The organism is Achromobacter sp. JCM 18799 (assembly GCF_055395645.1).
Window position 1 is genome coordinate 1,927,584 of sequence record NZ_AP043866.1, and the last position, 24,385, is coordinate 1,951,968.

General features: G+C 66.8%; 24 protein-coding genes. 16 read left to right on the forward strand and 8 right to left on the reverse strand.

Translation table 11 applies throughout. The annotated features are described in order from the left end of the window. Positions 1-14 precede the first annotated feature (14 nt). A complete protein-coding gene (clpS, locus tag ACZ5YA_RS09125; RefSeq protein ID WP_006383989.1) occupies positions 15-329 on the reverse strand; it encodes an ATP-dependent Clp protease adapter ClpS in 315 nt (104 codons plus the stop codon). 225 nt (positions 330-554) lie between these two features. Here clpS and ACZ5YA_RS09130 point away from each other — a divergent pair, with 225 nt between their 5' ends. Together ACZ5YA_RS09130 and ACZ5YA_RS09135 are read left to right on the forward strand one after the other, a co-directional pair. Then, entirely contained in the window at positions 555-800 is a 246-nt protein-coding gene (locus ACZ5YA_RS09130; protein ID WP_006220277.1) for a cold-shock protein, read from the forward strand. Between the two features lie 92 nt (positions 801-892). Beyond that, the gene (locus ACZ5YA_RS09135) at positions 893-1,408 is read left to right on the forward strand and encodes a DUF192 domain-containing protein (protein ID WP_059379877.1); all 516 of its coding nucleotides are present in this window, start codon (positions 893-895) and stop codon (positions 1,406-1,408) included. 87 nt (positions 1,409-1,495) lie between these two features. On the opposite strand, the gene pcaF is transcribed toward ACZ5YA_RS09135, so the two are convergent. From pcaF to xseA, 5 genes are all read right to left on the reverse strand, one after another. Then, positions 1,496-2,701, reverse strand: coding sequence for a 3-oxoadipyl-CoA thiolase (gene pcaF, locus ACZ5YA_RS09140; protein ID WP_059379878.1), 1,206 nt, complete (start codon positions 2,699-2,701; stop codon positions 1,496-1,498). Between the two features lie 174 nt (positions 2,702-2,875). Continuing rightward, positions 2,876-4,270, reverse strand: coding sequence for a chloride channel protein (locus ACZ5YA_RS09145; protein WP_059379879.1), 1,395 nt, complete (start codon positions 4,268-4,270; stop codon positions 2,876-2,878). Positions 4,271-4,341: 71 nt separating this feature from the next. Then, positions 4,342-6,033 carry a methyl-accepting chemotaxis protein gene (locus ACZ5YA_RS09150; protein WP_059379880.1) on the reverse strand — a complete coding sequence of 564 codons (1,692 nt, stop codon included), beginning with the start codon at positions 6,031-6,033 and terminating at the stop codon, positions 4,342-4,344. Positions 6,034-6,316: 283 nt separating this feature from the next. Further along, positions 6,317-6,895, reverse strand: a complete 579-nt coding sequence (sodB, locus tag ACZ5YA_RS09155) for a superoxide dismutase [Fe] (RefSeq protein WP_013394768.1) — start codon at positions 6,893-6,895, stop codon at positions 6,317-6,319. Positions 6,896-7,061: 166 nt separating this feature from the next. Then, positions 7,062-8,429, reverse strand: a complete 1,368-nt coding sequence (xseA, locus tag ACZ5YA_RS09160) for an exodeoxyribonuclease VII large subunit (RefSeq protein ID WP_464092395.1) — start codon at positions 8,427-8,429, stop codon at positions 7,062-7,064. 351 nt (positions 8,430-8,780) lie between these two features. Here xseA and ACZ5YA_RS09165 point away from each other — a divergent pair, with 351 nt between their 5' ends. The 10 genes from ACZ5YA_RS09165 to rpsT all read left to right on the forward strand — a co-directional run bounded on the left by ACZ5YA_RS09165 (position 8,781) and on the right by rpsT (position 16,907). Further along, positions 8,781-9,404, forward strand: coding sequence for a MotA/TolQ/ExbB proton channel family protein (locus tag ACZ5YA_RS09165; RefSeq protein ID WP_059379882.1), 624 nt, complete (start codon positions 8,781-8,783; stop codon positions 9,402-9,404). Continuing rightward, entirely contained in the window at positions 9,401-9,814 is a 414-nt protein-coding gene (locus tag ACZ5YA_RS09170; protein ID WP_059379883.1) for an ExbD/TolR family protein, read from the forward strand. Before ACZ5YA_RS09165 ends, ACZ5YA_RS09170 begins: the two co-directional genes overlap by 4 nt. Next, a complete protein-coding gene (lpxK, locus tag ACZ5YA_RS09175; protein WP_118932826.1) occupies positions 9,811-10,851 on the forward strand; it encodes a tetraacyldisaccharide 4'-kinase in 1,041 nt (346 codons plus the stop codon). The genes ACZ5YA_RS09170 and lpxK overlap by 4 nt, the downstream gene beginning before the upstream one ends. 64 nt (positions 10,852-10,915) lie before the next feature. Continuing rightward, on the forward strand, positions 10,916-11,098 hold the full coding sequence (locus ACZ5YA_RS09180; RefSeq protein ID WP_059379885.1) for a Trm112 family protein: 183 nt from the start codon (positions 10,916-10,918) through the stop codon (positions 11,096-11,098). A gap of 10 nt (positions 11,099-11,108) precedes the next feature. Further along, complete coding sequence (kdsB, locus tag ACZ5YA_RS09185; protein WP_059379886.1) at positions 11,109-11,873, forward strand: 3-deoxy-manno-octulosonate cytidylyltransferase; 765 nt, start codon at positions 11,109-11,111, stop codon at positions 11,871-11,873. Positions 11,874-11,964: 91 nt separating this feature from the next. Beyond that, entirely contained in the window at positions 11,965-12,621 is a 657-nt protein-coding gene (gene adk / locus ACZ5YA_RS09190; protein WP_059379887.1) for an adenylate kinase, read from the forward strand. A 133-nt stretch (positions 12,622-12,754) separates the two neighbouring features. Continuing rightward, on the forward strand, positions 12,755-13,513 hold the full coding sequence (locus ACZ5YA_RS09195; RefSeq protein ID WP_059379888.1) for a 3-hydroxyacyl-CoA dehydrogenase: 759 nt from the start codon (positions 12,755-12,757) through the stop codon (positions 13,511-13,513). A 152-nt stretch (positions 13,514-13,665) separates the two neighbouring features. Beyond that, positions 13,666-15,225, forward strand: coding sequence for a murein biosynthesis integral membrane protein MurJ (murJ, locus tag ACZ5YA_RS09200; protein ID WP_464092396.1), 1,560 nt, complete (start codon positions 13,666-13,668; stop codon positions 15,223-15,225). 191 nt (positions 15,226-15,416) lie between these two features. Next, positions 15,417-16,385 carry a FecR domain-containing protein gene (locus ACZ5YA_RS09205; protein ID WP_059379890.1) on the forward strand — a complete coding sequence of 323 codons (969 nt, stop codon included), beginning with the start codon at positions 15,417-15,419 and terminating at the stop codon, positions 16,383-16,385. 258 nt (positions 16,386-16,643) lie between these two features. Beyond that, a complete protein-coding gene (gene rpsT / locus ACZ5YA_RS09210; protein ID WP_006396042.1) occupies positions 16,644-16,907 on the forward strand; it encodes a 30S ribosomal protein S20 in 264 nt (87 codons plus the stop codon). A 150-nt stretch (positions 16,908-17,057) separates the two neighbouring features. Here the strand turns inward: rpsT and ACZ5YA_RS09215 are convergent, their stop codons facing one another. Further along, complete coding sequence (locus ACZ5YA_RS09215) at positions 17,058-17,966, reverse strand: LysR family transcriptional regulator (protein ID WP_118932824.1); 909 nt, start codon at positions 17,964-17,966, stop codon at positions 17,058-17,060. 171 nt (positions 17,967-18,137) lie between these two features. On the opposite strand from ACZ5YA_RS09215, the gene ACZ5YA_RS09220 reads away from it, so the two are divergent. From ACZ5YA_RS09220 to ACZ5YA_RS09230, 3 genes are read left to right on the forward strand one after another with little or no spacing between them, the layout of a single operon-like run. Then, positions 18,138-19,703: a GMC family oxidoreductase gene (locus ACZ5YA_RS09220; RefSeq protein ID WP_464092397.1), complete on the forward strand. Its 1,566-nt coding sequence runs from the start codon at positions 18,138-18,140 to the stop codon at positions 19,701-19,703. Between the two features lie 2 nt (positions 19,704-19,705). Next, positions 19,706-21,178, forward strand: a complete 1,473-nt coding sequence (locus tag ACZ5YA_RS09225; protein ID WP_464092398.1) for an aldehyde dehydrogenase family protein — start codon at positions 19,706-19,708, stop codon at positions 21,176-21,178. 42 nt (positions 21,179-21,220) lie between these two features. Next, positions 21,221-22,120 carry a catalase gene (locus tag ACZ5YA_RS09230; protein ID WP_464092399.1) on the forward strand — a complete coding sequence of 300 codons (900 nt, stop codon included), beginning with the start codon at positions 21,221-21,223 and terminating at the stop codon, positions 22,118-22,120. Here ACZ5YA_RS09230 and ACZ5YA_RS09235 read toward each other — a convergent pair. Continuing rightward, a complete protein-coding gene (locus ACZ5YA_RS09235) occupies positions 22,078-23,031 on the reverse strand; it encodes a LysR family transcriptional regulator (protein WP_464092400.1) in 954 nt (317 codons plus the stop codon). The genes ACZ5YA_RS09230 and ACZ5YA_RS09235 overlap by 43 nt on opposite strands. A 115-nt stretch (positions 23,032-23,146) precedes the next feature. Here ACZ5YA_RS09235 and lysA point away from each other — a divergent pair, with 115 nt between their 5' ends. Continuing rightward, positions 23,147-24,382, forward strand: a complete 1,236-nt coding sequence (gene lysA / locus ACZ5YA_RS09240; protein WP_059379896.1) for a diaminopimelate decarboxylase — start codon at positions 23,147-23,149, stop codon at positions 24,380-24,382. The last annotated feature ends 3 nt before the right edge of the window (positions 24,383-24,385 follow it).

Here is a 24,385-nt window from a genome sequence, read left to right on the forward strand (position 1 = left end):
ATTGATTCTGGGGTTCAGACGGGTTCCATCACGCATTGCAGGGGGTGCTGGCGCGCCCGCGCGTATTGGGCCACTTGCGCAATGCGCGTGGCGGCGAGGTCCCGGGGATAAACCCCGCATACACCACGCCCTTCGTGATGCACCTGCAACATGATCCTCGTAGCCTCTTCGTGATTCTTATTGAAGAACTTTTGCAGTACTTTCACGACGAACTCCATTGGGGTGTAGTCGTCGTTCAGCAGCAGGACCTGGTACATCGGAGGCGGCGCGGCGCGCGCCGGAGCCTTCTCGACGGCCAAATCATGCTGGGTATCCAAGGTAGAACTCATAGGGCCGCTATTCTATTTAAACGGGGGACGGCTAGCGTGTAACTTACGGAAAATTACACGTAGAAATGCGTAGTTTCCATACTTGACGCCGCAAAGAAAAGCGGCGCATTATCCACGCATTCTGGGGTTTTCAAAGCACCGAAAATCTGCCAGGAAGCCGGAGGGGGGACAGGGGTCTAGGCCGCGATGCCCTTCGTCAACATACGATTCAATGAGGCAGTCCGCATGTCTGATACGACCGCAACCGCCGTCCAAGGGGACAATCCCAAATCGACGGGCACCGTCAAATGGTTCAACGATGCAAAGGGGTTCGGCTTCATTACGCCCGACGACGGCGGTGAAGATCTGTTCGCCCATTTTTCGTCCATCCAGATGAATGGTTTTAAAACCCTGAAAGAAGGCCAGAAAGTGGCCTTCGAGATTATTCAGGGGCCCAAAGGCAAACAGGCGCTTAATATCACGGCTGCCTGAGTTACCCTTAAAGCGCAACGGTAAGGTTGCGCCATTATTCAGGCGGGGCTTTCGGGCCCCGCCTTGTTATTTTTCATTCATTGCGCCAGGTCATGCCCAAGAACGCCGTTTTAAATCCTGTCAGCCTCACGTTGTTCAAGACAGCGTTCTTCAGAAACCTCCTGCCGAAAGCCCTGGCTCCCGCCCTGGCAGCCATCGCAATGGCGCTGCCCGCAGCGGCCGGCGCGCAGCAGACAGGCCCGCAAGCCCCGCTACCCACCACCCAGCTTTCGGCCGGCATCCATATTATCCGCGCAGAAGTCGCGAACACGGAAGCGACCCGCCGCGACGGCCTGATGTTCCGCAAGGAGCTGCCCGGCAACGACGGCATGCTGTTCGTCTTCGAACAGCCCGACGTGCAGTGCTTCTGGATGCGCAACACCATCCTGCCGCTCTCGATTGCCTTTATCGCCGACGATGGCACGATCGTCAACATTGAGGACATGGCGCCACAGACCGAAGACCCGCACTGCGCCAAGAAGCCCGTGCGCTACGCATTGGAGATGGCTCAGGGCTGGTTCGAACGGCACGGCATCCAGGCCGGCAAGAAACTGGACGGCCTGCCCTGAGGCAAGCCTGCCGGCAGACATGAAAAGGGAGCCTTGCAGGCTCCCTTTTCGTTCCAGCGCGCAGCGTAGCCGCTGCGCGCCAGGCGATTACACGCGTTCGATGATCAGCGCGATGCCCTGGCCCACGCCGATGCACATGGTGCACAGCGCGTAGCGGCCGCCGGTGCGGTGCAGCTGATTGATTGCGGTGGTGGCCAGGCGTGCGCCGCTGGCGCCTAGCGGGTGGCCCAGGGCGATCGCGCCGCCGTTGGGGTTCACGCGCGGGTCGTTGTCGGCGATGCCCAGCTGGCGCAGCACGGCCAGGCCCTGGGCGGCAAACGCCTCGTTCAGTTCGATGACGTCCATTTGCGCAAGCGTGAGGCCGGTCTGGGCCAGCACCTTCAGCGTGGCGGGCGCCGGGCCGATGCCCATGATGCGCGGCGCGACGCCGGCCGTGGCCATGCCGACCACGCGGGCGCGCGGGGTCAGGCCATGGCGGGCGGCGCCCTTTTCGTCGGCCAGCAGCAGCGCTGCGGCGCCGTCGTTGACGCCCGAGGCGTTGCCGGCGGTGACGGTGCCGCCTTCGCGGACCACGCCCTTCAGCTTGGCCAGCGCTTCCAGCGTGGTTTCACGCGGGTGCTCGTCCTTGCTGACGATGATCGGGTCGCCCTTTTTCTGGGCAATCGACACCGGCACGATCTCGGCGTCGAAGAAGCCTTCCTTCTGTGCGCGCGCGGTCTTCTGCTGGCTGGCCAGCGCGAACAGATCTTGGTCTTCGCGGTTGATCTTGAAATCGTCGGCGACGTTCTCGGCCGTTTCGGGCATCGAGTCCACGCCGTATTGCGCCTTCATCAGCTTGTTGATGAAGCGCCAGCCGATGGTGGTGTCATAGATGGCGGCGTTGCGCGAAAACGCGCTGTCGGCCTTGCCCATGACGAAGGGCGCGCGGCTCATGCTTTCCACGCCGCCGGCCAGCATCAGGCCGGCTTCGCCGGCGCGGATGGCGCGGGCGGCGCCGCCGATGGCGTCCAGGCCCGAACCGCACAGGCGGTTGACGGTGGCGCCGGGGACTTCGATCGGCAGGCCGGCCAACAGCGTGGCCATGCGGGCCACGTTGCGGTTGTCTTCGCCCGCCTGGTTGGCGCAACCCATGATGGCGTCGTCCAGTTCTTCCCAGCGCACGCCGGGATTGCGCGCCACCAGCGCCTTGATGGCTACGGCAGCGAGATCATCGGGGCGCACGGAAGCCAGCGCGCCGCCGTAGCGGCCGAAGGGGGTGCGGATCGCATCACAAATGAAAGCATGCACGGTCATGGGAAGCTCGAAGTCAGTGAGAAAAAATCCGGATCGGCCGATCTTAACGCAGCGCTTTCGCGCCAAGTTGGTGCGCACGCGGGATGTCCGCTGCACGGACAGTGTCCAACGGCTGTTCACCACCCCGGTGCGCGCCGCGTGCACCGCGGCAAGGCGCGGACCTGGCCTGCGGACTCACGCCGCAGGCGGCCTGGCGGCACGCCCGGCGTCGACGATGGCCTGCCTGCGGAAACGCCCGGCGGCCATGTGATAGAACGGTTGCGGGCAGAATTGGCGCGACACGCCCGAGGCCAGCAGGGAGCCCACCAGCAGCCAGAACAGCATGGGCTGGCTGCCCGTCATTTCCATGACCACCACGCTGGCGGTCAGTGGCGCCTGGGTCGCGGCGGCCAGGAAGGCGGCCATCGAAATCAGCACCAGCACGCGGTGGTCCACGCCCTCTCCCGCCAATTGCCAGATGTGATGGCCGATGCCCGCCCCGGTGGTCAGGGCCGGCGTGAAGATGCCGCCCGGTATGCCCGCCCAATAGGAGGCGACCGTCGCGGCCAGCTTGGCCAGGCCGAAGCTGGCGGGCGCGGTGTCCTTGCCCGACAACAGATCCGCGGCCACGCCATACCCCGTGCCGTAGACGCTGCCGGCAGTAGCCAGCCCGATCACGGCCAGGATCAGGCCCATGATGAAGGCCGTCCAGATCGGATGCGCGCGGATCCAGGCGCGCCAGGACTGGGGCGCGCTGCCGGCCGCCCCCTTGCCCAGCAGGCGCGCGAATATGCCGCCCAGCGCGCCATTGAGCGCCGCGCAGATGGCCACCCACATCACCATGCCATGGGTCAGCGGCGCGCCGCCGAACACGCCGAAGTACGGGTTGTTGCCCACCACGGCCACGACCAGGAAGCCCGAGGCCAGCACGCCGATCAGCACCAGCCGTTGCCAGCGCAGCACGGTGCCGCGCCCGAGTTCCTCGATGGCGAAAATGACGCCGGCCAGCGGCGCGTTGAAAGCGGCGGCCAGGCCGCCCGCGGCGCCGGCGGCGATCAGTTCATTGGCGTGAAAGCCGCGCAGCTGCACGCCGCGCCGTTTCCAGAAGTCGCCCCAGGCCAGCATCAGCGCGGCGCCAACCTGGACCGACGGCCCTTCGCGGCCGATCGAGGCGCCGGCCAGCATGCCGCCGAACGCGAGAGGAATTTTCCAGAGGGTCTGCCCCAGCGCCACCAGGCTGTTCTGGCTGGCGCCCGGCGGCAGCGACAAGGCGCCGATGACCTGGGGAATGCCGCTGCCGGACGCATTGGGCGCAAAGCGCAGGGTCAGCCAGCGCAAGGCCGCCAGGCTCAGCGGCAGGACCAACAAGGCCAGCCAGCCGTTGTAGGCGACCCACTCGCGGTTCCATTCCAGCGCCTTGTCGGCCAGATAGGCGAAGCCCAGCGACATCAGCGCCACCAGGCCGGCGCCCCCCAGCAGCAGCCCCATCTGCACGCTCTTGCGCGACAGGCGGTTGATCTGGCGCACCTTGCGATGCGCCCATCGGCGCGGGCCGGCCAGCAGCCGGCGTAGGGGGTCGGGCAGGTTCATGGGCGAAGCCGGCGCGGTTGAAAGTGGCTAACCTTACCACTCCCACCTGACCGGCAGCCCACACCGCGGGATCAGAAGGTCGACCAGTCGTCGTCCGAGGCCTGCGCCAGCGCGGGACGCGCCGCGGGCGCGGCCGTCTTGCGCGGCGCCGCGGGCACCGCCTGCACCAGACGGACCTGGGCTTCGCGCGCCGATCCGCCGCCTGCCTCGACCTTGAAGCGGCGCACTTCCTGGGCCAGGCGGGTGGCCTGTTCCTGCATGCTGGCCGCCGCGGCGGCCGCCTCTTCCACCAATGCCGCGTTCTGCTGGGTCACGGTGTCCATCTGCGCCACGGCCTGGTTGACCTGGCCGATGCCGGCGGATTGCTCTTCCGAAGCGCTGGCGATTTCGCGCACCAGCGTGGCGACCTGGCGCACGCTGTCCACCACTTCGCGCATGGTGCGGCCAGCTTCGTCGACCTGGCGCGTGCCGCCCTCGACGCGCGTGACCGACTCATCGATCAAGGCCTTGATCTCCTTCGCGGCCACCGCCGAGCGCTGCGCCAGCGTGCGCACCTCGCCCGCGACCACCGCGAAGCCGCGGCCCTGCTCGCCCGCGCGCGCCGCTTCCACGGCGGCGTTGAGCGCCAGGATGTTGGTCTGGAAGGCGATGCCGTCGATCACGCCCGTGATGTCGGCGATGCGGCGCGAGCTGTCGGAAATCGCGCTCATGGTCTGGACCACGCCCTCCACCACTTCGCCGCCGCGCACGGCCACGCTGGAAGCCTGGTTGACCAGGCGGTCAGCTTCGCTGGCGTTGTTGGCGTTCTGCTGGACGGTGCTCGTCAGTTGCTCCATCGAGGCCGCGGTCTCCTCCAGCGACGAGGCCTGTTCCTCGGTGCGTTGCGACAGATCAGCGTTGCCCTGGGCGATCTGCGAAGACGCCGAGGCGATGCTCTCACAGCCATCGCGCACGTCCTTGACGATGCGCGCGAGGCTCGCGTTCATGGTCTTGAGCGCGCCCATCAGGTCGCCGGTTTCGTCGCGCGTGGCAACCTGGATGTCGGTCGTCAGATCGCCGGCCGCGACCTGGCGCGCGGCCATCACGGCCTGTTCCAGCGGACGCACGATGCCGCGCGTCACCAGCCAGCCCAGCAGCATGCCGATCGCGACGCCGGCCACGGCGAGGACGATCATGACGGCGCGCAGCGTTTCATACAGGTCCGTGCCCGCCTGCACGCTTTGCGCCGCGACGTTTTCCTTGGCCTTCGCCAGGGTCGTCATCAGATCATCCAGCTTTTGCGACGAGGCGATCACGCGCGCCTCGATCGCGGCCACTTGCGGGTCGGCCTGGGTCAGCGGCCGGGCCTGGGCGGCGGCGAAGAAAGCGGCGGATTCGCGCTTCCAGACCTGCTCGGTCTCGGTGAACTGTGCCAGCAGGCGCTTGCCCTCTTCCGAATAGAAGTTGGCGGCGGCCTTTTCGCGCAAGTCGTCCATGGTTGCAACGGCGTCGTCGAACTGCTTGCGCAGCGACTGGCGTTCCTGGTCCGTGGACGCGGCCAGGTAGCCCGTGCGGGCGCGGCCAGCGTAGATCAGATTGATGTTGGCTTCCTTGATGTCCGAGATGCCGCGCAGCTCGGTGTCGTAAAGCCGGTCATTCATTTCATTGATGCGCGCCAGGCCCCAGACCCCAAAGCCTCCTATCGCACCGCCTATCACCGCCACCAGCAAAAACGCGCCCGACAGGCGCGCGCCGATGCGCAAACCCGAAAATAACCGCAACATGCTTCCCTTCCCTGTAAGTACCACGGTTTATCGCGGGCATGCCGCGGCCGTGGACCCCGTGGTTCAGTCGCCGACCGGGGCCAACGATAGTGGTTGGCAAACCTAGGGATTACCCGGAAGAAAAGCCGGTTTGTTCGTTATTTCCCCGCAATGAATTCGACAATCGACAGGGATTTCGCAGGCTGAATTTTTCCTGAACAAAAAAAGAAAACCCCACGCTTGCGCGAGGGGTTGCTCAGCAGGAGCCGCGACGCTGACGCCGCGGCGGGCCTGGCTTTGCCTATCAGGCGAAGTTCTTGGCCGCGAATTCCCAGTTCACCAGCGCCCAGAAGTTTTCCAGGTACTTGGGACGGGCGTTGCGGTAGTCGATGTAGTAGGCGTGTTCCCACACATCACAGGTGAGCAGCGGCTTGTCGGCCGTGGTCAGCGGGGTGGCGGCGTTGCTGGTATTGACGATGTCGACCGAGCCGTCGGCCTTCTTGACCAGCCAGGTCCAGCCCGAACCGAAGTTGCCGGCGGCCGACTTGTTGAAGGCTTCCTTGAAAGCGTCGAAGCTGCCCCACTTGGCGTTGATGGCGTCAGCCAGCTTGCCGGTCGGAGCGCCACCGGCCTTGGGAGCCAGGCTGTTCCAGTAGAACGTGTGGTTCCAGATCTGGGCGGCGTTGTTGAAAATGCCACCCGAGGACTTCTTGACGATGTCTTCCAGCGACAGCGTTTCGAATTCCGTACCCGGGATCAGGTTGTTCAGGTTCGTGACGTAGGTCTGGTGATGCTTGCCGTAGTGGAACTCCAGCGTTTCCTTGGAGATGTGCGGAGCCAGTGCGTCCAGTTCGTAAGGCAGGGGGGGAAGAGTATGTGCCATGTGAGGTTCCTTCTGTTGAGTGCACGATCAAGCCGTTCAATTGTATCGGCAACTACTGAGGATACCGCGTTAACCCCCCGCCCGCGCGGGGTTAAGGGACGCATCTGCTCATTACCTGAAGCATGTGCTCATGGCAGCGGCCTCAAGGGCGCGCGACCGCCCTCTTTCAGGAAGCCTCGCGCGTCTCGCGGCTGCGCGTGACCGCGACTTCGGCGCCGCCTTGCGCGAAGCTCAGGTCCAGCGCCTGCCCCGCCGTCAGCGCGGCCCCGTCCCGCACGATGCGGCCTTGTTCGTCGCGCGCGATGGCGTAGCCGCGGGCCAGCGTGTTGCCCGGATCCAGCGCGCGCAATTGCGCCGTGGCAGACGCCAGCCGGTTGCGCCGCTGCACCAGCAACCGCGCATGCGCCTGGCCAAGCTGGCGCGCCGCGCCCGCCAGGCGGTCGGCGGCGCGGCCGGTATCGGGCACGCGATGCGCCAGGCGCTGCGTCAGCAGGTTGACGCGCGCCGCGCGCCGCTCCTGGGGCCCGGACCAGGCGGTCGCCAAACGGAAGCGCAGGCTGTTCAGGCGCTCGCGCTGATGCTCCAGGCGCTGGGCCGGGGACACCAATTGCGCGGCGGCGCGGTCCAGCCGCTGCGCCGCGCGTTCCAGGCGGCGCTGCTGGCCGCGCGTCATGGCCTCTGCCGCCTGCATGACCCGGCCCAGCAGTTCCGAGCGCGGCACGCAGGCCAGTTCGGCGGCCGCGGTCGGTGTGGGCGCACGCACGTCGGCAACGAAATCGACGATGGTGAAATCCGTTTCGTGCCCCACCCCGCTGATGACGGGAATGGCGCTGGCCGCGACTTCGCGGGCCAAGGCTTCGTCGTTGAAACTCCAAAGATCCTCGATGCTGCCGCCGCCACGCACCAGCAGCAGCGTATCGACCTCGGCGCGCTGGTTGGCCATGCGCACCTGGGCGGCCAGCCGCCCGGCGGCGTCCGCCCCCTGGACCGGCGCCGGGTAGATGAACACGGGCACCTGGGGCGCGCGCCGCGCGAGCGCCGACAGCACGTCCCGCAGCGCCGCGGCATGCAGGGACGTCACCACGCCGATCGCCCGCGGCAGGCGCACGGGTTCGCGCTTGGTGGCCGGATCGAACAGGCCTTCGGAAGCCAGTTGCTCCTTCAGGCGCAAAAACGCCTCGTACAGATTGCCTAGTCCAGCCCGCCGCATGGCGTCAGCCTGCAGCTGATAGTCGCCGCGGGGCTCGTAAAGGGACACGCGGGCCCGGATTTCGACCTGGTCGCCGGCGCGCGGCGTGAAACCCACCGCACTGGCGCGGCTTCTGAACATGACTGCCCGCACCGAGGCCCGGCTGTCCTTGAGCGTGAAGTACCAATGCCCGGAAGCCGCCGCCGTGAAGTTGGAAATCTCTCCGCGCACCCACAGCGCCGGGATGCTGCGCTCCAACAACTGCCCCACAGCTTGATTCAGCTGGGCAACCGTCAGGATATCCCGCGCGAATACGTTGTTTGTGACTGTAGATTCAATTGTCATGGGGCTTTCCGATGCATACCTGTCCACAGGAGCCGCGTAGCGGGCCGCAATCATACCGCGTCCCAGCAGATTTCCCCCAACCGGCCCGAAAGCCAGCAAATTAGAACCAAGTCATTGTTTTTTATAAGAATTTATTGAAATCCAAGCTGCTCGAAATTGAAGCAAACAAGTGCAAGCCCTGTGCCCACAAGCAATTCCGGGAAGTTTTGCACAGAATTATCCACAAGATCTGTGGATAGATTGGGGGTCGTACCGACTTGCCACACCCCCGCCGCACCGTTACAGTTTCGGCTTGATCAGATGCCGGTCCGCGCCGCCTTGCGTACCGGTTCCCCCCGGGAGTTGAACGCTTTGCTTTCCATACTGCGCGAGGCCGGCTGGCCGATCTGGCCCCTGCTGGCGACATCCGTCCTGGGCCTGGCGCTGATCTTCGAGCGCTTCCTCTCCCTGCGCCGCGGCCTGGTCATGCCGCGCGGCCTGAGCGACCAAGTGGCTGAAATGCTGCGCAACCGCCAGGACACGCCCGACGCGATCAACCGCCTCGAGCGCAACTCGCCGCTGGGCCGGATCCTGGCCGAAGTGATGCGTCACCGTCATCTGCCGCGCGAGGAACTGCGCAACGTGGTCGAGGACACCGGCCGCGCCGTGGCCCACGACCTCAGCCGCTACATCTCCGCCATCGGCACCATCGCCGTGGTCGCGCCCCTGATGGGTCTGTTCGGCACCGTGGTCGGCATGATCGAGATCTTCGGCTCCTACACACCCGGCGGCGGCGATCCCGCGCAACTGGCGCGCGGCATCTCGATGGCACTGTACAACACCGGCTTCGGCATCCTCATCGCCATTCCCGCCATGATCGCGCACCGCTATCTGCGCGGCCGCGTGGACGGCTACCTCAGCGCCATGGAGCAGACCGCGTCGCGCCTGGTGCGCGCGGTCGCCCCCGGCTCCGCCACGCGCGAGGGCCGTTCATGAATTTCCGCGGCCCCCGCGGCGAGCGCGATGAGCTGGACATCAACCTGATTCCGCTCATCGACGTGCTGCTGGTCATCCTGATCTTCCTGGCGGCAACCACTTCCTTCGCGCGCTTCACCCAGCTGAAGGTGACGCTGCCCCAGGCCTCGATGGAACAGGACACGCCTCCGGCGCTGGAAGTCGCCGTCAGCCAGGACGGGCGCTACGCGCTCAACGGCACGCTCATCGACGTCTCCACGCCCCCCGAGATCGCCGAGGTCCTGCGCCAGGCCGCGGCCGGCAAGACCGAACCACTGGTCGTCATCAACGCCGACGCCCAGGCCACCCACCAGTCCGTGATCAACGTCATGGAAGCCGCCCGGCTGGCTGGCATCGGCCGCGTCAACTTCGCCGCGCAGACCACCCGGTGACCGCCAAGCGTGCCTCGACGCTGCTGGCGCGCCAATGGCAGCGCGGCGGCTGGCTCTCCAATCTGCTGCTGCCGCTGTCCAGGCTGACCGCCTGGGAAGTGGCGCGCAAGCGCCAGCGCTACCTGGACGGTACCCGCAGCTCGTACCGCGCCCCGGTTCCCGTCGTGGTGATCGGCAATGTCTACGTCGGCGGCACGGGCAAGACCCCCATGGTCATCGCCACCGTCGAAGCGTTGCGGGCCCGCGGCTACACCCCCGGGGTCGTCAGCCGCGGCTACGGCGTCAAGGTCGGCCCGCACGCCCGCGTCGGGCTGGGCGAGCTCGAAGCCGCCCGCTTTGGCGATGAGCCCGCGCTGATCGCCCGCGCCACCGGGGCGCCGGTTTCCGTGCACCCGAAGCGCGCCCTGGCCGCCCAGGCCCTGCTGCAGGCGCACCCCAAAGTGGATGTGATCGTCTCGGACGACGGCCTGCAGCATCTGGCGCTGGCACGCGATGTCGAAATCGTGGTGCAGGACGAGCGCGGCGTGGGCAATGGCCGCCTGCTGCCCGCGGGCCCCTTGCGCGAACCTGCCGAACGGTTGCGGGAGGTCGACGTGGTCGTGACGAACATCGGCACGCCCGACGGCCAGCCGCAAGCCGCTGGCAGCGGCCGGCCGCGGCAAGTCCGCATGTGGCTGGAGCCGGGCGATACGCGCCAGGTCTCGGGCCGCGGCACGCGCCCCCTGGCGGCCTTCGCCGGCCAGCCGCGCATCGCTGCGGCGGCGGGCATCGGCAATCCGGAACGCTTTTTCACCACGCTGCGCGGCGCCGGCATCCAGCTGGAAACCGCGCTCGCCCTGCCCGATCATCACGATTACGCCGAGTCGCCCTTCCAGGCGCTCACGGCCGAGGCCATCCTGGTCACGTCCAAGGACGCGATCAAATGCGCCGCCCTGGACGATCCGCGCCTGTGGGAAGTGCCCGTGCGCGCCGGCTTTTCCGACCCCCAGCTATTCGACTGGCTGGCGCAGGCGCTGCGCCAGCCGGCCCGGGCCTAGCAAACCGTCCGCCTGGTAGCGCCGCGCGGCCCGGCCCCCGGCAAACTGCTTTAGAATTCCGGTCATGGAATCCCGCCTACTCGACATCCTCGTCTGCCCGCTGTGCAAGGGCCGCCTCGAACACGACCGGCAGCAAGCCGAACTGGTTTGCCGTGCCGACCGCCTGGCCTTCCCTGTGCGCGACGGCATCCCCGTCATGCTGGAATCGGAAGCCCGCGCGCTGGACGACGCCCCCGCTGCCCACTGAACCGCCGCGCATGAGCTTCATCGCCCTGATCCCGGCGCGCACCGCCTCGACCCGGTTGCCCGACAAGCCGCTGGCCGACATCGCCGGCAAGCCCATGGTCGTGCGCACCGCCGAACGCGCGGCGCTGTCCGGCGCCTCCCGCGTCTATGTGGCCACCGACGACGTCCGCGTGCAACAGGCTGCGCAGGCGCACGGGCTGCAGGCGCTGATGACCCGCGCCGACCACCCGACCGGCACCGACCGCCTGGCCGAAGCCGTGGAGCAGCTGGGCCTGCCCGACGACGCCATCGTGGTCAATGTGCAGGGCGACGAACCCCTTATCGAACCCGAACTCATCGATGCCGTGGCGGCCAAGCTGCAAGCCAGCCCCGAGGCAGACATCGCGACCTGCGCCTGTCCCCTGGCCAACGCCGAAGCGCTGTTCAACCCCAACGTGGTGAAGCTGGTCTGCGCCGTGAACGACCGCGCGCTGTACTTTTCACGCGCCCCGATCCCCTGGGCCCGCGATGCGCTCGCCTCCGGCGAACGCGTGCTGGCGGAAGGCCTGCCGGCCTGGCACCACATCGGCCTGTACGCGTACCGGGTGTCGTTCCTGCGCCGCTATCCGGCCCTGCCGCAGGGCGCGCTGGAACGTTTCGAATCCCTGGAACAGCTGCGCGCCATGGAACACGGCCACGTCATCGTCGTCCATCGGGCGTCCCACCCTCCTGCCGCAGGCGTAGATACCCCGGCGGATCTGGAACGCGTCCGACAGGTCTACAGCAAGCAGATATAAGGGTTATTTCCTATGGCGCGGCTCCGCATCGGCTGCTGCATTGCGGCATAATTCCCCGGATCACAAAAAATACACCCCTTCAGGAGCACTCATGCGTCTCATCTTGCTCGGACCTCCCGGCGCCGGCAAAGGCACCCAGGCCGCGTTTCTCACCCAACACTTCGGCATCCCCCAGATTTCCACCGGCGACATGCTGCGCGCCGCGGTCAAAGCGGGCACGCCGTTGGGCATTGAAGCCAAAAAGGTCATGGATGCCGGCGGTCTGGTTTCCGACGAGATCATCATCGGCCTGGTGCAGGACCGTCTGAAGCAGCCCGACTGCGCCAACGGCTACCTGTTCGACGGCTTCCCCCGCACCATCCCGCAGGCGGACGCGCTCAAGAGCGCCGGCGTCAAGCTGGATTACGTGGTGGAAATCGAAGTCCCCGAAGAAGACATCATCGAACGCATGAGCGGCCGCCGCGTGCACCAGCCCAGCGGCCGCAGCTACCACGTGCGCTTCAACCCGCCCAAGGTCGAAGGCCGTGACGACGTCACCGGCGAAGAACTGATCCAGCGCGACGACGACCGCGAGGAAACCGTGCGCAACCGTCTGGCCGTGTACCGCGACCAGACCCGCCCCCTGGTCGACTACTACTCGTCCTGGGCGCAGCAGAATCCCGCCGACGCGCCGAAGTACCGCAAGATCTCCGGCGTCGGCGCGGTCGAGGAAATCAAGGCGCGCCTGTTCGCAGCCGTCCAAGGCTGATCGGCGCCTCGATGGCTCACAGGCCTTCGGCGCCGGCACCGGAACGCATCGCGTCCGGCCGGCCCCGAAGGCCTAGTCATATCCGGCGCCTGCCGCGCCGCTTTCATCCCTAGAACTCACTGGTGGTAGACACATGGAAATCGCGAACAAGGTATTCATCGTCACGGGCGGCGCGTCCGGACTGGGCGCCGGCACGGTGCGCATGCTGGTCGAAAATGGCGCCAAGGTCGTCATCGCCGACGTGCAGGACGAACCGGGCTCGGCCCTGGCCAAGGAACTGGGCCAGCGCTATGTCCACTGCGACGTGACCCAGGAAGCCGACGGCAAGAACGCCGTGGCCGCCGCGCTCGAACTGGGCTCGCTGTTCGGCCTGGTGAACTGCGCCGGCGTCGCGCCCGCCGCCAAGATCGTGGGCAAGAACGGCGCGCATCCGCTGGAACTGTTCCAGAAGGTCGTGTCGATCAACCTGATCGGCAGCTTCAACATGATGCGCCTGGCCGCCGAGGCCATGAGCGCCAACGCGCCCGAACCCACCGGCGAACGCGGCGTGCTGATCAACACCGCCTCCGTCGCGGCCTTCGACGGCCAGATCGGCCAGGCCGCCTACGCCGCCTCCAAGGCGGGCGTGGCCGGCATGACCCTGCCCATCGCGCGCGACCTGTCCAAGACCGGCATCCGCTGCATGACCATCGCCCCGGGCATCTTCGGCACGCCCATGATCTTCGGCATGCCGCAGGAAGTGCAGGACTCGCTGGCCGCCAGCATTCCCTTCCCCGCCCGCCTGGGCCGTCCGGAAGACTATGCCAAGCTGGTCCACAGCATCGTCACGAACGACATGCTCAACGGCGAAACCATCCGCCTGGATGGCGCCATCCGCATGCCGCCGAAATAATGCCCCCACGCTTCGCCCGCTACGCGGGCTCTCTGCCCCCCGAGGGGAAAAGACGCTCCGGCCTAGAGAAAAAGCGTCGGGCGAAGCGTTGTCCCACTCAAGGGGCAATGTTGGTCATGGGGCCTATCGGCCCCCTTTTTACGTAGTCATCCATGAGCCTGTTTCGTTCGGCGGCCACGGTCAGTAGCTTCACCCTGCTGTCCCGCATTTCCGGCCTGATCCGCGACATCCTGGTGGCCCGCGCTTTCGGCGCCGGCCCCATCACCGACGCCTTCTGGGTCGCTTTCCGCATTCCCAACCTGCTGCGCCGCCTGTTCGCCGAAGGGGCCTTCGCCCAGGCCTTCGTGCCCATCCTGGGCGCCGCGCGCAACAACCGGTCCGAAGCCGAAGTCCGCACCCTGCTGGACCGCGTGGCGCTGCTGCTGACCGCGGCGCTCATGCTCATCACGCTCATCGGCATCGTCGCCGCGCCCTGGGTGGTATCGGCCATGGCCAGCGGGCTGCGCGGCGCCGCCCGCGACACCGAATTCGGCGCGGCGGTCTGGATGACGCGGGTGATGTTCCCCTACATCTTCTGCATGTCGCTGATCGCCTTCGCCTCGGGCGTGCTCAATACCTGGCGGCGCTTTGCCGTGCCGGCCTTCACGCCGGTGCTGCTCAACCTGGCCATGATCGCCGCCTGCATCTGGCTTGCCCCGCGCATGGACGTGCCGGTCTATGCGCTGGCCATCGGCGTCATGATCGGCGGCGTGGCGCAACTGGCCGTGCAATGGATCGCCCTGGCCCGGCTCGGCCTGACGCCGCGCTTCACCCTGCGGTTCCGCGAGGCCTGGGGCGACCCCACGGTGCAGCGCATCCTCAAGCAGATGGCGCCCGCCACCCTGGGGGTCTCGGTCGCGCAGATCTCGCTCTTGATCAACACCAACATCGCCACCTGGCTCACGCCGGGCAGCGTCACCTGGCTGTCCTTCGCCGACCGCCTGATGGAATTCCCCACGGCGCTGCTGGGCGTGGCGCTGGGCACGGTGCTGCTGCCCAGCCTGTCCGCCGCCCATGCCCGCGACGACCACGGCGGTTACAGCGGGCTGCTGGACTGGGGCCTGCGCCTGGTGCTGCTGCTGGGCCTGCCGGCGGCGGTGGGCATGGCGCTGCTGTCCGATGGCCTGGTCGCTACCCTGTTCCACTACGGCGCCTTCGCCGCCCAGGACGTGAGCCAGACCCGCCTGGCGGTGATTTCCTACTCCGCCGGGCTGATCGGTCTGCTGGCCGTGAAGATCCTGGCGCCCGGCTTCTACGCCAAGCAGGACATCCGCACGCCGGTGAAAATCGCCATCGGCGTGCTGATCATGACGCAACTGATGAACCTGGTGCTGGTGCCGCTGATGGCGCATGCCGGACTGGCCCTGGCGATCGGCCTGGGCGCCTGCCTGAACGCGCTGGCCCTGCTGATCGGACTGCGCCGCCGCGGCGTCTACCAGCCCGGTCCCGGCTGGACCGCGTTCGCGCTGCGCCTCCTGCCCGCCCTGGCGGCGCTGGCGGCCTTTCTCTGGTATGCGGACGGGCGCATCGACTGGATCGCCCTGCAGGCCCATTCCTGGCAGCGGGTGGCCTGGCTGGCCGGCGTGCTGGCAGCCAGCGGCGCGGTCTACTTCGGAATGTTGTTACTGTTTGGCTTCCGCCCTAGGGACTTTGGCCGACGTCCGGCGCGCTAAGTTCGGACAATCTGCCTATATACACGTCAAAAGCCGGTCTAGTACCGGCTTTTTTGCATTAGATTCGTCAAGAATTGACAATCAGCCGGTAATCTTTGGTAAAAAACCTTTATTATTTACAAATTGCCATCGAAAGGATCCCCCTTGAAGCACTGCGGGGACATGAAGTGAAGTACGCCCAAGGACAACCCATGGCGGACCAGGTAATCAATTGGCTGCTGTTATTGCGCTCCGGCAAGGCGACCGCCCAGGACTATAACGACTTCCTGGCGTGGCGCGCTGCCGACCCAGCCCACGAAAATGCCTGGCAGCAGCTGACCGGCTCGCTGGAAGGATCGACGTTCGGCCGGCTTGGCGACGCCTATCCCGCCGGTTACGCCACCGCTGGCCCCGCCATCCCGCCTCTCGCGGCCCCTCTCGGCCCCGCCATTGCGCCCCCTCGCCGCCGTTTCTTGGCCGGCGCGCTGGCGCTCGCCGGCACCGGAGCCTGCGCCGCCTACGTCGGCAATGCCTTCTATCCCCTGGGCAACGTGGCGGCGGATGCCGCCACCGCCACGGGCGAACGCCGCCGCTACGTGCTGTCCGACGGCAGCCAGCTGCTGCTGGACGCCCGCAGCCGCGTCAACCTGGACTTCACGCCTGCCTACCGCCAGGTCCGCCTGCTGGACGGCGCCGTGACGGTGTCCGTGGCGCCCGACGCGCGCCGCCCTTTCCTGGTCCAGACCGCGGAAGGCACGGTCCGCGCACTGGGCACCCGCTACATGGTGCGCCAGCAAGCCCAGCGCACCCTGGTGGTGGTGCATGAGCACGAGGTCGAGGTCGAAACCATGTCCGGCGCCCACGGCACCGTCCGCGCCGGCACCGGCGCCCGGTTCGACGCGGCCCGCATGGATACCCCGCGCGCCGAACTCATGGCCGAGGCCGCCTGGGAAGCCGGTTGGGTCGAAGCCCGCGGCCGCCCGCTGGCCGAAGTGATCGCCGCCCTGCGTCCCTACCGCAGCGGCACGCTGCGCGTGTCCATGGCCGCAGGCGGCCTGCCGGTATCCGGCCACTTCCCGCTGGATGACACCGATGCCGCGCTCGATACGCTGCGCGAAATCATGCCCATCCACGTCCGCCGCTTCACGCCCTGGTTCGTCTCCATCAGCGTCGCCACCTGACAACGCCGGCGTCCGCGCCGTGTCGCCAGAGCGGCTTCGTTGTATACTAAGCACGGTGTTTTTATCCAGTAGGCGCCACGGGTTTTCCTCAAACACATGAGGACCATCCGCAAGGGCTTTCCAGCCCAGGGAATTCCTCCCGCAGCGCCCCCGCCCGGTTGACGGGCGCTCCATCGGCTGATCAAACATTAAAAGCTTGCATTCCCGTAGGGACTTGCTACAATGTTCGACTTTGCCGAATTCAACTTATATAGCAACATGGCCAATACCGCCCAAGCCCGCAAGCGCGCTCGCCAATCCGTTGAGCGCAACAAGCACAATTCCAGCCTGCGCTCGATGCTGCGCACCGCCATCAAGCGCGTTCGCCAATCCATCGCCGCTGGCGACAAGGCTGCGGCTGGCGAAGTGTTCCAGAAGGCCTCCAGCGTGATCGATCGCGTGGCTGACAAGAACATCATCCACAAGAACAAGGCCGCTCGCCACAAGAGCCGCCTGGCTGCCGCCATCAAGGCGCTGGCCTAAGCCATTCTGCCGCCCTGTTTTCAGGGCGTCACGAATACGGCAAATGAAAAAGGATGCCCTTGGGCATCCTTTTTTGCATTTCCGCCCACCGCAAAGCCTCTAGTTTCCTGCGCCCACATCCATTCTTTGGACGCCCCGCTCCCGACGCAGCTACAGCCGCGCCGCGATCCGCTCGGCGAAGAAATCGATGAATGCGCGCACCCGGGCAACCTCTGCCGAACGGGGCGGCCATAGCAGCGAAACGCTGCCCCGGTTTTCCGTGTAGTCCTCGAGCACCGGCCGCAGCCGGCCCGCCGCCACGTCTTCCTTTACCAGGTAACTGGGCACCTGCACGATCCCCAACCCGCCGATCGCCGCGGACGCCAGGGCCTCGCCATCATTCAATATGCTGGACGGCTTGAACGTCCTGCCCGACGGCTCTCCCTTGAAGGCCCAGGTTTCCGTCCTGCCCGTAGTTGGAAACCGATAGTGGATGCAGCAATGCTCACTGAGATCCGCGGGCGTGCGCGGCGTGCCGCGCTGGGCCAGATAAGCAGGCGAAGCGCAAGTCGTGAACGCATGCGGGCCGATGTTGCGGGCCTGCAGTCTTGAATCCTCCAGCTCGCCCAAGCGCAATACGAGGTCGTATCCGTCCTCGATCACGTCGACGATCAGGTCGTCCAGGTTGATGTCCACCATCACCTCGGGAAAGCGCAAGTGGAAGTCGCTGAGCGCCGGCAACACGATCCTGCGGCCCATCACCGTGGGAACGCTAACCTTGAGCCGGCCCCGCGGCGCGTTCTGCACCAGCTGCAATTCCCGCTCCGCCTCCTGGAGATCCTTCAGGATCTTGCTGACATAGCGGTACAGAACCTCGCCTTCGCCCGTCGGCCCCAAAGAGCGGGTACTGCGATGCAACAACCGCACGCCCAGCTTTAGCTCCAGCCTTTCCACCGCCTTGCCCGCCGCTGAAGCGGACAAACCCAGCTTGCGCCCGGCCGCGGCAAAACTGCCGGACTCCACCGTGGCCGCGAAGGCCACCATTCCACTGAACGATTCGATCGAAAAGGTTCCGGACATATGTTCGCGACTCTAAAGACCGACACCCGTCTTCTGCCGGCGGCGGTACCGATGAATGATGCACCCAAATGGATGGCGAGCTGAACGCTGGCTCCAGCTGATCCGATCAGCCGTCGATGCGCTTGAACCTCCGATCCTGACACAAGCTCGGAATTCTTATGGGAGACCACAATGAATACAGGACTACGCCACCCTTTGGAGTCGGAAAATTCAGACTTCGAGCATGCTGCCTTCGACATCATCGTGGTGGGAGGCGGCTCGGCTGGAGCCGTGCTGGCCAGCCGCCTGAGCGAAGATCCGACCCGCCGAGTGCTGCTGATCGAGGCCGGCCGCGCCTATCCGCCCCACGCTTACCCCGACGCCGTCCGCGCCCAGAACATCATCGGCGGCGATGCCAGGCACGACTGGGGATATGCATCCCTGCCAGGCTGGGGCGGAAAATCCTTCCCGGTTCCGCGGGGCAGGGTGCTGGGCGGCTCCTCGGCCGTGAATGCCGGCGTCTGGATGCGGGCGCCCGCAGCCGACTTCGAGCGCTGGACCCGGGCAGGACTGCCACATTGGTCCATCGCCGACGCGCTGCCGTTCTTCCGCGGCAGCGAATGGACCGCCTCGGGCGCGGACCAATGCCACGGCCGCTCCGGCCCGGAACCGGTGCACCAGCTGCACGACGACGAGATCTCCGACATGCAGCACGCGTTCGTGGTGTCGGCCCAGATGGCGGGTCACCCCCGCGTCCAGGATTTCAATGGCGACTCGCCTTTCGGCGTCGGCCCCTACCCGATGAACAACCGCATGGGCCAACGGCTGAACACGGGCATGACCTACCTGTCGGACCTGGTGCGCGCCCGGCCCAACCTGACGATCTACAGTGAAACGCTGGCTGACCGCGTCGATATCAGCGATGGCCGGGCGCGGGGCGTGATCCTGGCCGATGGCGAGCGGATCGAAGCCGGCGAAGTCGTGCTCGCGGCCGGAACGTATGGATCGGCAGCCATCCTGCTTCGCTCCGGCATCGGGCCGGCGGCGGACCTCAAGGCCCTGGACATCCCCGTTATCGCCGATCTGCCGGTCGGCCTGCGGCTGCAGGAGCATCCCTTCTACTACACCGTCTGGGCCGCGCATCCCGAACGGCTGGGGCTTCCCATCCCGCCGGTCGGCGCCATTCTGTGGACCCAGTCATCCGAAGCCGGCCCGGGCGACGGCGACCTGCACGTCAGCGCCGTGCACTACGGCGATCCCGCCGACTCGCCCACCGGCGCGATCTTCATGCTGGCCCTGGCGCTGACCCGTCCCAGCTCCACTGGCACCCTCAAGCTGCGGGACCGCGATCCCCGTACCGCGCCGCTCATCGACCTCAACATCCTCGGGACCGCGCGCGATCGGGAACTGATGGTCGAAGGCATCCAACTGATCCGCCGGATCGCGAGCCAGGGTCCGCTGTCCGAGATCATCGCCCAGGAACTCATACCCGGCCCGGCCGCTGCGGACGGCGCCGCGCTGGAAGCCGCCCTCCCTGCGGCGCTGGACATCTATCACCACCCGACCTCGACCGCCCCCATGGGCGGCGACGGCGATCCCGCCGCGGTAACGGACTATCAGGGGCGCGTGCGCGGCATCGCCGGCCTGCGGGTCGCGGACGCTTCCTGTTTCCCGGACATTCCCTCGGTCGCCACCAATCCCACCGTAGTCATGCTGGCCGAGCGCATCAGCAACTGGATCAAGAACACGGAGACCTGACCATGAACGATGCCGCAAACACCGCCTGGTCCCGCAAGGCCTACAACTGGATCGGAGGCGTCCAGCTCTCCGAAGGCGCCTTGAGGGAATCGATCGACCCTGCCACCTACAACATCATCGGCCACTACCCCGACAATGGCCTGCAAGCGGCAAGTTCGGCCGTCGCGGCCGCCGTGCGCGCCTTCCGCACGACGCCGTGGGCGCATGACCACGAACTGCGCGCCCGCGTCCTGGAGCAACTGGCGCGCGCCTTCGAGCGCAACCGCGACCGGCTGCTGGATATCCTCTCGCTCGAAAACGGCAAGATCAAGGGCGAAGCCGGCTTCGAACTCGACATGATTCCAAGCAAGCTGCGCTACGCGGCCGCCGCCGCCCTGCTCGAAAGCGGCCGGGCGCTGACGCCCAGGCCTGGCAGCATCTCCATGGTCCTGCGCCAACCCATGGGCGTGGCGGCCGTGATCGCGCCCTGGAATTCGCCGGCGGTGCTGACGATACGGTCGCTGGCGCCGGCCCTGGCGGCGGGATGCACGGCGGTCGTCAAGCTGCCCGGCCAAGTGGCGCAGACGGCCAGCTTCATGGCAGAAATCATGTCCGAAGCGGAGGACCTCCCGGACGGCGTGGTCAATCTGTTCTTCGAAAGCGGACCCGAAGGCTCCGCCTATCTCGTGGACTCGCCCGAGGTTCCCGTCATCAGCTTCACCGGCTCCACCCGCACCGGCCGCGCGATCAGCGGCGCCGGCGCCAGGCACTTGAAGCGCTTCGGCATGGAACTCGGCGGCAAGACTCCCATGATCCTGTTCGATGACGCGGACGTGGACGCGGCGTTGCCCGTGCTTGAAAAGGCATTGACTGTCTTCAGCGGCCAGTTCTGCATGACCGGCTCCCGCTTGCTGGTTCAGGACGGCATCTACGCGGCGGTCCGCGACGGACTCGCCAACCGGCTGCGCCAGGTCAAGGTCGGCCCGGCTGCCGATCCGGACAGCGATATGGGTCCGCTGATCGACCGCGCCAGCGTCGAACGCGTCGACCATGCGGTCGTCCTTGCGATGGCAGCGGGCGCCACGGCGGTCGAACGCGGCGGGCCGGTGAACAGCGGCCCGCTGGCCAGCGGCGCCTTCTACCGCCCCACCCTGCTGGAAGTGACCGACAACAGCCTGGCCATCGTCCAGCAAGAAACCTTCGGCCCGGTGCTAACAATCCAGCGCTTTGCCAATGAGGCCGAAGCCATACGCCTGGCCAACGACAGCGAGTACGGCCTGGCCGCCTGCGTCTGGACCCGCGACGTAGAGCGGTCGCTGCGCGTCGCGCAAGCCATCGACGCGGGTTCGGTATGGATCAACGACTGGGCCAAGGTCTACGACGGCACCGAGGAAGGCGGCTTCAAACAGTCCGGACTGGGACGCCTGAACGGCGTGGCCGCGCTGGAAGACTTCATCGAGTACAAGCACATCGCACTCAAATCCGGCCTCGGGTAATGCCGACGAACCGGAACATCCATTAGAAGAAAGGAGGCAACCATGCCGGATTCCACCGCCGCAAAGCTGATCGACGCGCTCCATGCGGGCGCGGAGGTCCCGCCAGGCTGCCGCGTCAATCACGCGCGCGGACTGCTTGTTGAAGGCAGATTCCTTGGCGTGCCCCGGGCAGCGCAATTCTGCGCTTCGCCCATGTTCAACGACGCGGAGCAGCCGCTCCTCGTCCGGTTCTCAGACTCCGGCCCCGACCCGCGGATCCGCCAGGACAGTCCGCAAGCCGAACCGCGCGGCCTGGCCGTGCGTATCGGGCAGGATTCCCAGTTGGTGCTGGTCGGCCACTCGATCGAAGGCTTCCCCGCGCAAGACCCGCAGACGTTTCTTGCATTCATACAGGCCTTGAACACGCAGCACGCGGCCCCTGAATCGCTGCAAGCCCACCTGGCGGCCAATGTGCGGGCGCAACGCTTCGGCCAACTGCAGCAAGACACCCTGCCCACGGGCTACGCCTCCCGCAGCTATCACATGCTTCATTCCTACCGCCTGACCGCCGCGGATGGCGGGACGCGAACTGGCAGGCTGACGATCCGGGGCAGGAACGCCGATGGCGCTCACAAGGCCCTGAACGGTCGGAACTGCATGGACGAGGCCTTGCGCCACGCAATGGAGGCGGGCCCGGTGGCGCTGGAACTGGCGTTCACCCCGGCGCCGGAAGGAGGCGCGACGAACGACCCGTCCGCTGGCTGGCCCGAACACGGCGGCTCGATGCTCCTGGGATACCTGATGCTGGAACGCCTTGCGCCAGATCAGGACGCGCAACGCACCCTGGTGTTCGACCCATCCATCCTGCCTGCAGGCATCGAGTTCGTGGGCGACCCGCTGCTGAAGGCGCGCCTGCTGGCCTACCGGTTGGCGGCAGAGCGACGACTGCGCGGTATTTCCTGATCCAGGCCTGACGCCAGGCGGCTCCGGGCTGCCGCTGCCGCCTCGCGCAATGACGCCATCAGCCCGCCCACCAGCGGATTGCCTGGCCGATGCTCAGGAAACACCACGCTGACCCGGAACGGAAACGAGCGCGCCAAGGGACGGATATGCAGGCCCCGGCCGGCAAAGTCCAGCGCGGTCAGCGGATTCACGATGGCCAGGCCCAAGCCCTGCCGCACGAAGGTGCACACGGACACGGCGGTCGTCGTCTCGACGATGGACCGCCGCAGCACGCCGGCTTCGGCAAAGGCCTCGTCGATCTGGATGCGGTAGGGATCGCTGGAAGACAGGCTGACGAACGCCTGCCCTGCGAAATCCGCCAGTTCTATGCGCTGCCTGCCCAGGAGCGCATGAGCATCGGGCAGCACGCAGACCTCGTCCACTTCCAGCAACAGCTCCACGCGCGTGCCGGCCGGCGCCGCATCGTGTTCGGTCAGGCCCAGGTCGTAGCGCTGGGCGCTCAGCCATTCCTCCAGGAAGGGTGATTCCTGCGTTTCCAGCATCAGGCTCACCCCGGGATGGCGCTCGTGGAAGCGCCGGAATGCATCCGGCAGGATGGAATGGGAAAAGACCGGCAGCGCGATCACCGACAACTGCCCGCCCTGGTAGGCCCGCAGGCGGGCGGCAGCCGAGGCCACCCGCTCCAGGCCCGCGTAGGACTGACGGACCTCGTCGAACAGCGCCAAGCCCGGCATGGTGGGCCGCAGCCGCCCCGCCACGCGGTCGAACAGCGTGAAGCCTATGCCCTGCTCCAGGCGCGCCAGCTCGCGGCTGACGGTCGGCTGGGACGACCCCAGCAGTTCGGCCGCCTTGGTCACGCTGCCGGCGATCATGACCGCGCGGAAGACTTCGATTTGCCGGTGCGTCAGCATCGCCTACTCATATCAAAAATGAATCGATCAAGGAAATTTAAGCATTTTACTGGATGACCAAAGCCGGGCATCATGCCGCCTTGTTTTCACTTCCACCAACAAGGTTTCGCCCGCCATGGCCTTCGATCCGCGCCAACTCACCCAACTCGCCGCCGAGCACGGCACGCCGCTCTGGGTGTACGACGCCGCCGTCATCCGTGAACGCATCGCGCAACTACGCCGCTTCGATACCATCCGCTATGCGCAGAAGGCCTGCTCCAACCTGCACATCCTGCGCCTGATGCGCGCCGAGGGCGCCGTGGTGGACGCCGTCTCGCTGGGCGAGATCGAGCGCAGCCTGGCCGCCGGCTTCCAGCCCCAGGGGGAGCCGGAAGGCATCGTCTTCACCGCGGACCTGATCGACCACGCCACGCTGGCCGCCGTGCTCAAGCACGGCATCACCGTCAACGCCGGTTCCCTGGACATGCTGGCCCGCGTCGGCCAGGCCTCGCCCGGCCATCGCGTCTGGCTGCGCATCAACCCGGGCTTCGGCCACGGCCATAGCAACAAGACCAACACCGGCGGCCCGCAGAGCAAGCACGGCATCTGGATCGGCGACGTGGCCGCAGCCATGGCCATCGTGCGCCGCCACGGCCTGAAGCTGGTCGGCATCCACATGCATATCGGCTCGGGCGTGGACTACGCCCACCTGTCCAGCGTGTGCGACGCCATGGTCGACGTGGTCGCCTCGCTGGACCACGACATCGAAGCCATTTCCGCGGGCGGCGGCCTGTCCATCCCGTACCGCGAAGGCGATGCCCGCATCGACTGCGACCACTACTTTGAACAATGGGACGCGGCGCGCCGCCGCATCGCCGAGCGCCTGGGCCATGAGATCCGCCTGGAAATCGAGCCGGGCCGCTTCCTGGTCGCCGAGGCCGGCGCGCTGGTGTCGGAGGTGCATTCGATCAACCGCCGTCCGGAGCGCGATTTCGTGCTGGTCGACGCCGGCTTCAACGACCTGATGCGTCCGGCCATGTACGGCAGCTATCACCAGATTTCGGTGCACGCGCCCGACGGCAGCCGGCCGCAAGGCGCGGCCGAGACCCGCATCGCCGTGGCCGGCCCGCTGTGCGAATCGGGCGACGTGTTCACCCAGGACGCCGGCGGCGTGGTGTCGGACCAGTTGCTGCCGCAGCCGCGCATCGGCGATTTCCTGGTGTTCCACGACGCGGGCGCCTATGGCTCGTCGATGTCCTCGAACTACAACAGCCGCCCACTGGCGCCGGAAGTGCTGCTGGACAACGGCGCGGCGCGGCTGATCCGCCGCCGCCAGACGATAGGCGAGCTGCTGGCGCTGGAAGAGGCCTGAGCC

What these genes read in the sequence shown, in the direction of transcription:
- ACZ5YA_RS09235 (WP_464092400.1), bottom strand. Translation starts at nt 23,031, where the DNA reads ATGCTGACGCACCGGCAAATCGAAGTCTTCCGCGCGGTCATGATCGCC.
- ACZ5YA_RS09180 (WP_059379885.1), top strand. Translation starts at nt 10,916, where the DNA reads ATGGAATCCCGCCTACTCGACATCCTCGTCTGCCCGCTGTGCAAGGGC.
- kdsB (WP_059379886.1), top strand. Translation starts at nt 11,109, where the DNA reads ATGAGCTTCATCGCCCTGATCCCGGCGCGCACCGCCTCGACCCGGTTG.
- ACZ5YA_RS09150 (WP_059379880.1), bottom strand. Translation starts at nt 6,033, where the DNA reads ATGTTGCGGTTATTTTCGGGTTTGCGCATCGGCGCGCGCCTGTCGGGC.
- ACZ5YA_RS09195 (WP_059379888.1), top strand. Translation starts at nt 12,755, where the DNA reads ATGGAAATCGCGAACAAGGTATTCATCGTCACGGGCGGCGCGTCCGGA.
- ACZ5YA_RS09135 (WP_059379877.1), top strand. Translation starts at nt 893, where the DNA reads ATGCCCAAGAACGCCGTTTTAAATCCTGTCAGCCTCACGTTGTTCAAG.
- rpsT (WP_006396042.1), top strand. Translation starts at nt 16,644, where the DNA reads ATGGCCAATACCGCCCAAGCCCGCAAGCGCGCTCGCCAATCCGTTGAG.
- ACZ5YA_RS09205 (WP_059379890.1), top strand. Translation starts at nt 15,417, where the DNA reads ATGGCGGACCAGGTAATCAATTGGCTGCTGTTATTGCGCTCCGGCAAG.
- xseA (WP_464092395.1), bottom strand. Translation starts at nt 8,429, where the DNA reads ATGACAATTGAATCTACAGTCACAAACAACGTATTCGCGCGGGATATC.
- sodB (WP_013394768.1), bottom strand. Translation starts at nt 6,895, where the DNA reads ATGGCACATACTCTTCCCCCCCTGCCTTACGAACTGGACGCACTGGCT.
- clpS (WP_006383989.1), bottom strand. Translation starts at nt 329, where the DNA reads ATGAGTTCTACCTTGGATACCCAGCATGATTTGGCCGTCGAGAAGGCT.
- ACZ5YA_RS09145 (WP_059379879.1), bottom strand. Translation starts at nt 4,270, where the DNA reads ATGAACCTGCCCGACCCCCTACGCCGGCTGCTGGCCGGCCCGCGCCGA.
- ACZ5YA_RS09225 (WP_464092398.1), top strand. Translation starts at nt 19,706, where the DNA reads ATGAACGATGCCGCAAACACCGCCTGGTCCCGCAAGGCCTACAACTGG.
- ACZ5YA_RS09220 (WP_464092397.1), top strand. Translation starts at nt 18,138, where the DNA reads ATGAATACAGGACTACGCCACCCTTTGGAGTCGGAAAATTCAGACTTC.
- adk (WP_059379887.1), top strand. Translation starts at nt 11,965, where the DNA reads ATGCGTCTCATCTTGCTCGGACCTCCCGGCGCCGGCAAAGGCACCCAG.
- ACZ5YA_RS09230 (WP_464092399.1), top strand. Translation starts at nt 21,221, where the DNA reads ATGCCGGATTCCACCGCCGCAAAGCTGATCGACGCGCTCCATGCGGGC.
- murJ (WP_464092396.1), top strand. Translation starts at nt 13,666, where the DNA reads ATGAGCCTGTTTCGTTCGGCGGCCACGGTCAGTAGCTTCACCCTGCTG.
- pcaF (WP_059379878.1), bottom strand. Translation starts at nt 2,701, where the DNA reads ATGACCGTGCATGCTTTCATTTGTGATGCGATCCGCACCCCCTTCGGC.
- ACZ5YA_RS09170 (WP_059379883.1), top strand. Translation starts at nt 9,401, where the DNA reads ATGAATTTCCGCGGCCCCCGCGGCGAGCGCGATGAGCTGGACATCAAC.
- ACZ5YA_RS09215 (WP_118932824.1), bottom strand. Translation starts at nt 17,966, where the DNA reads ATGTCCGGAACCTTTTCGATCGAATCGTTCAGTGGAATGGTGGCCTTC.
- lysA (WP_059379896.1), top strand. Translation starts at nt 23,147, where the DNA reads ATGGCCTTCGATCCGCGCCAACTCACCCAACTCGCCGCCGAGCACGGC.
- ACZ5YA_RS09130 (WP_006220277.1), top strand. Translation starts at nt 555, where the DNA reads ATGTCTGATACGACCGCAACCGCCGTCCAAGGGGACAATCCCAAATCG.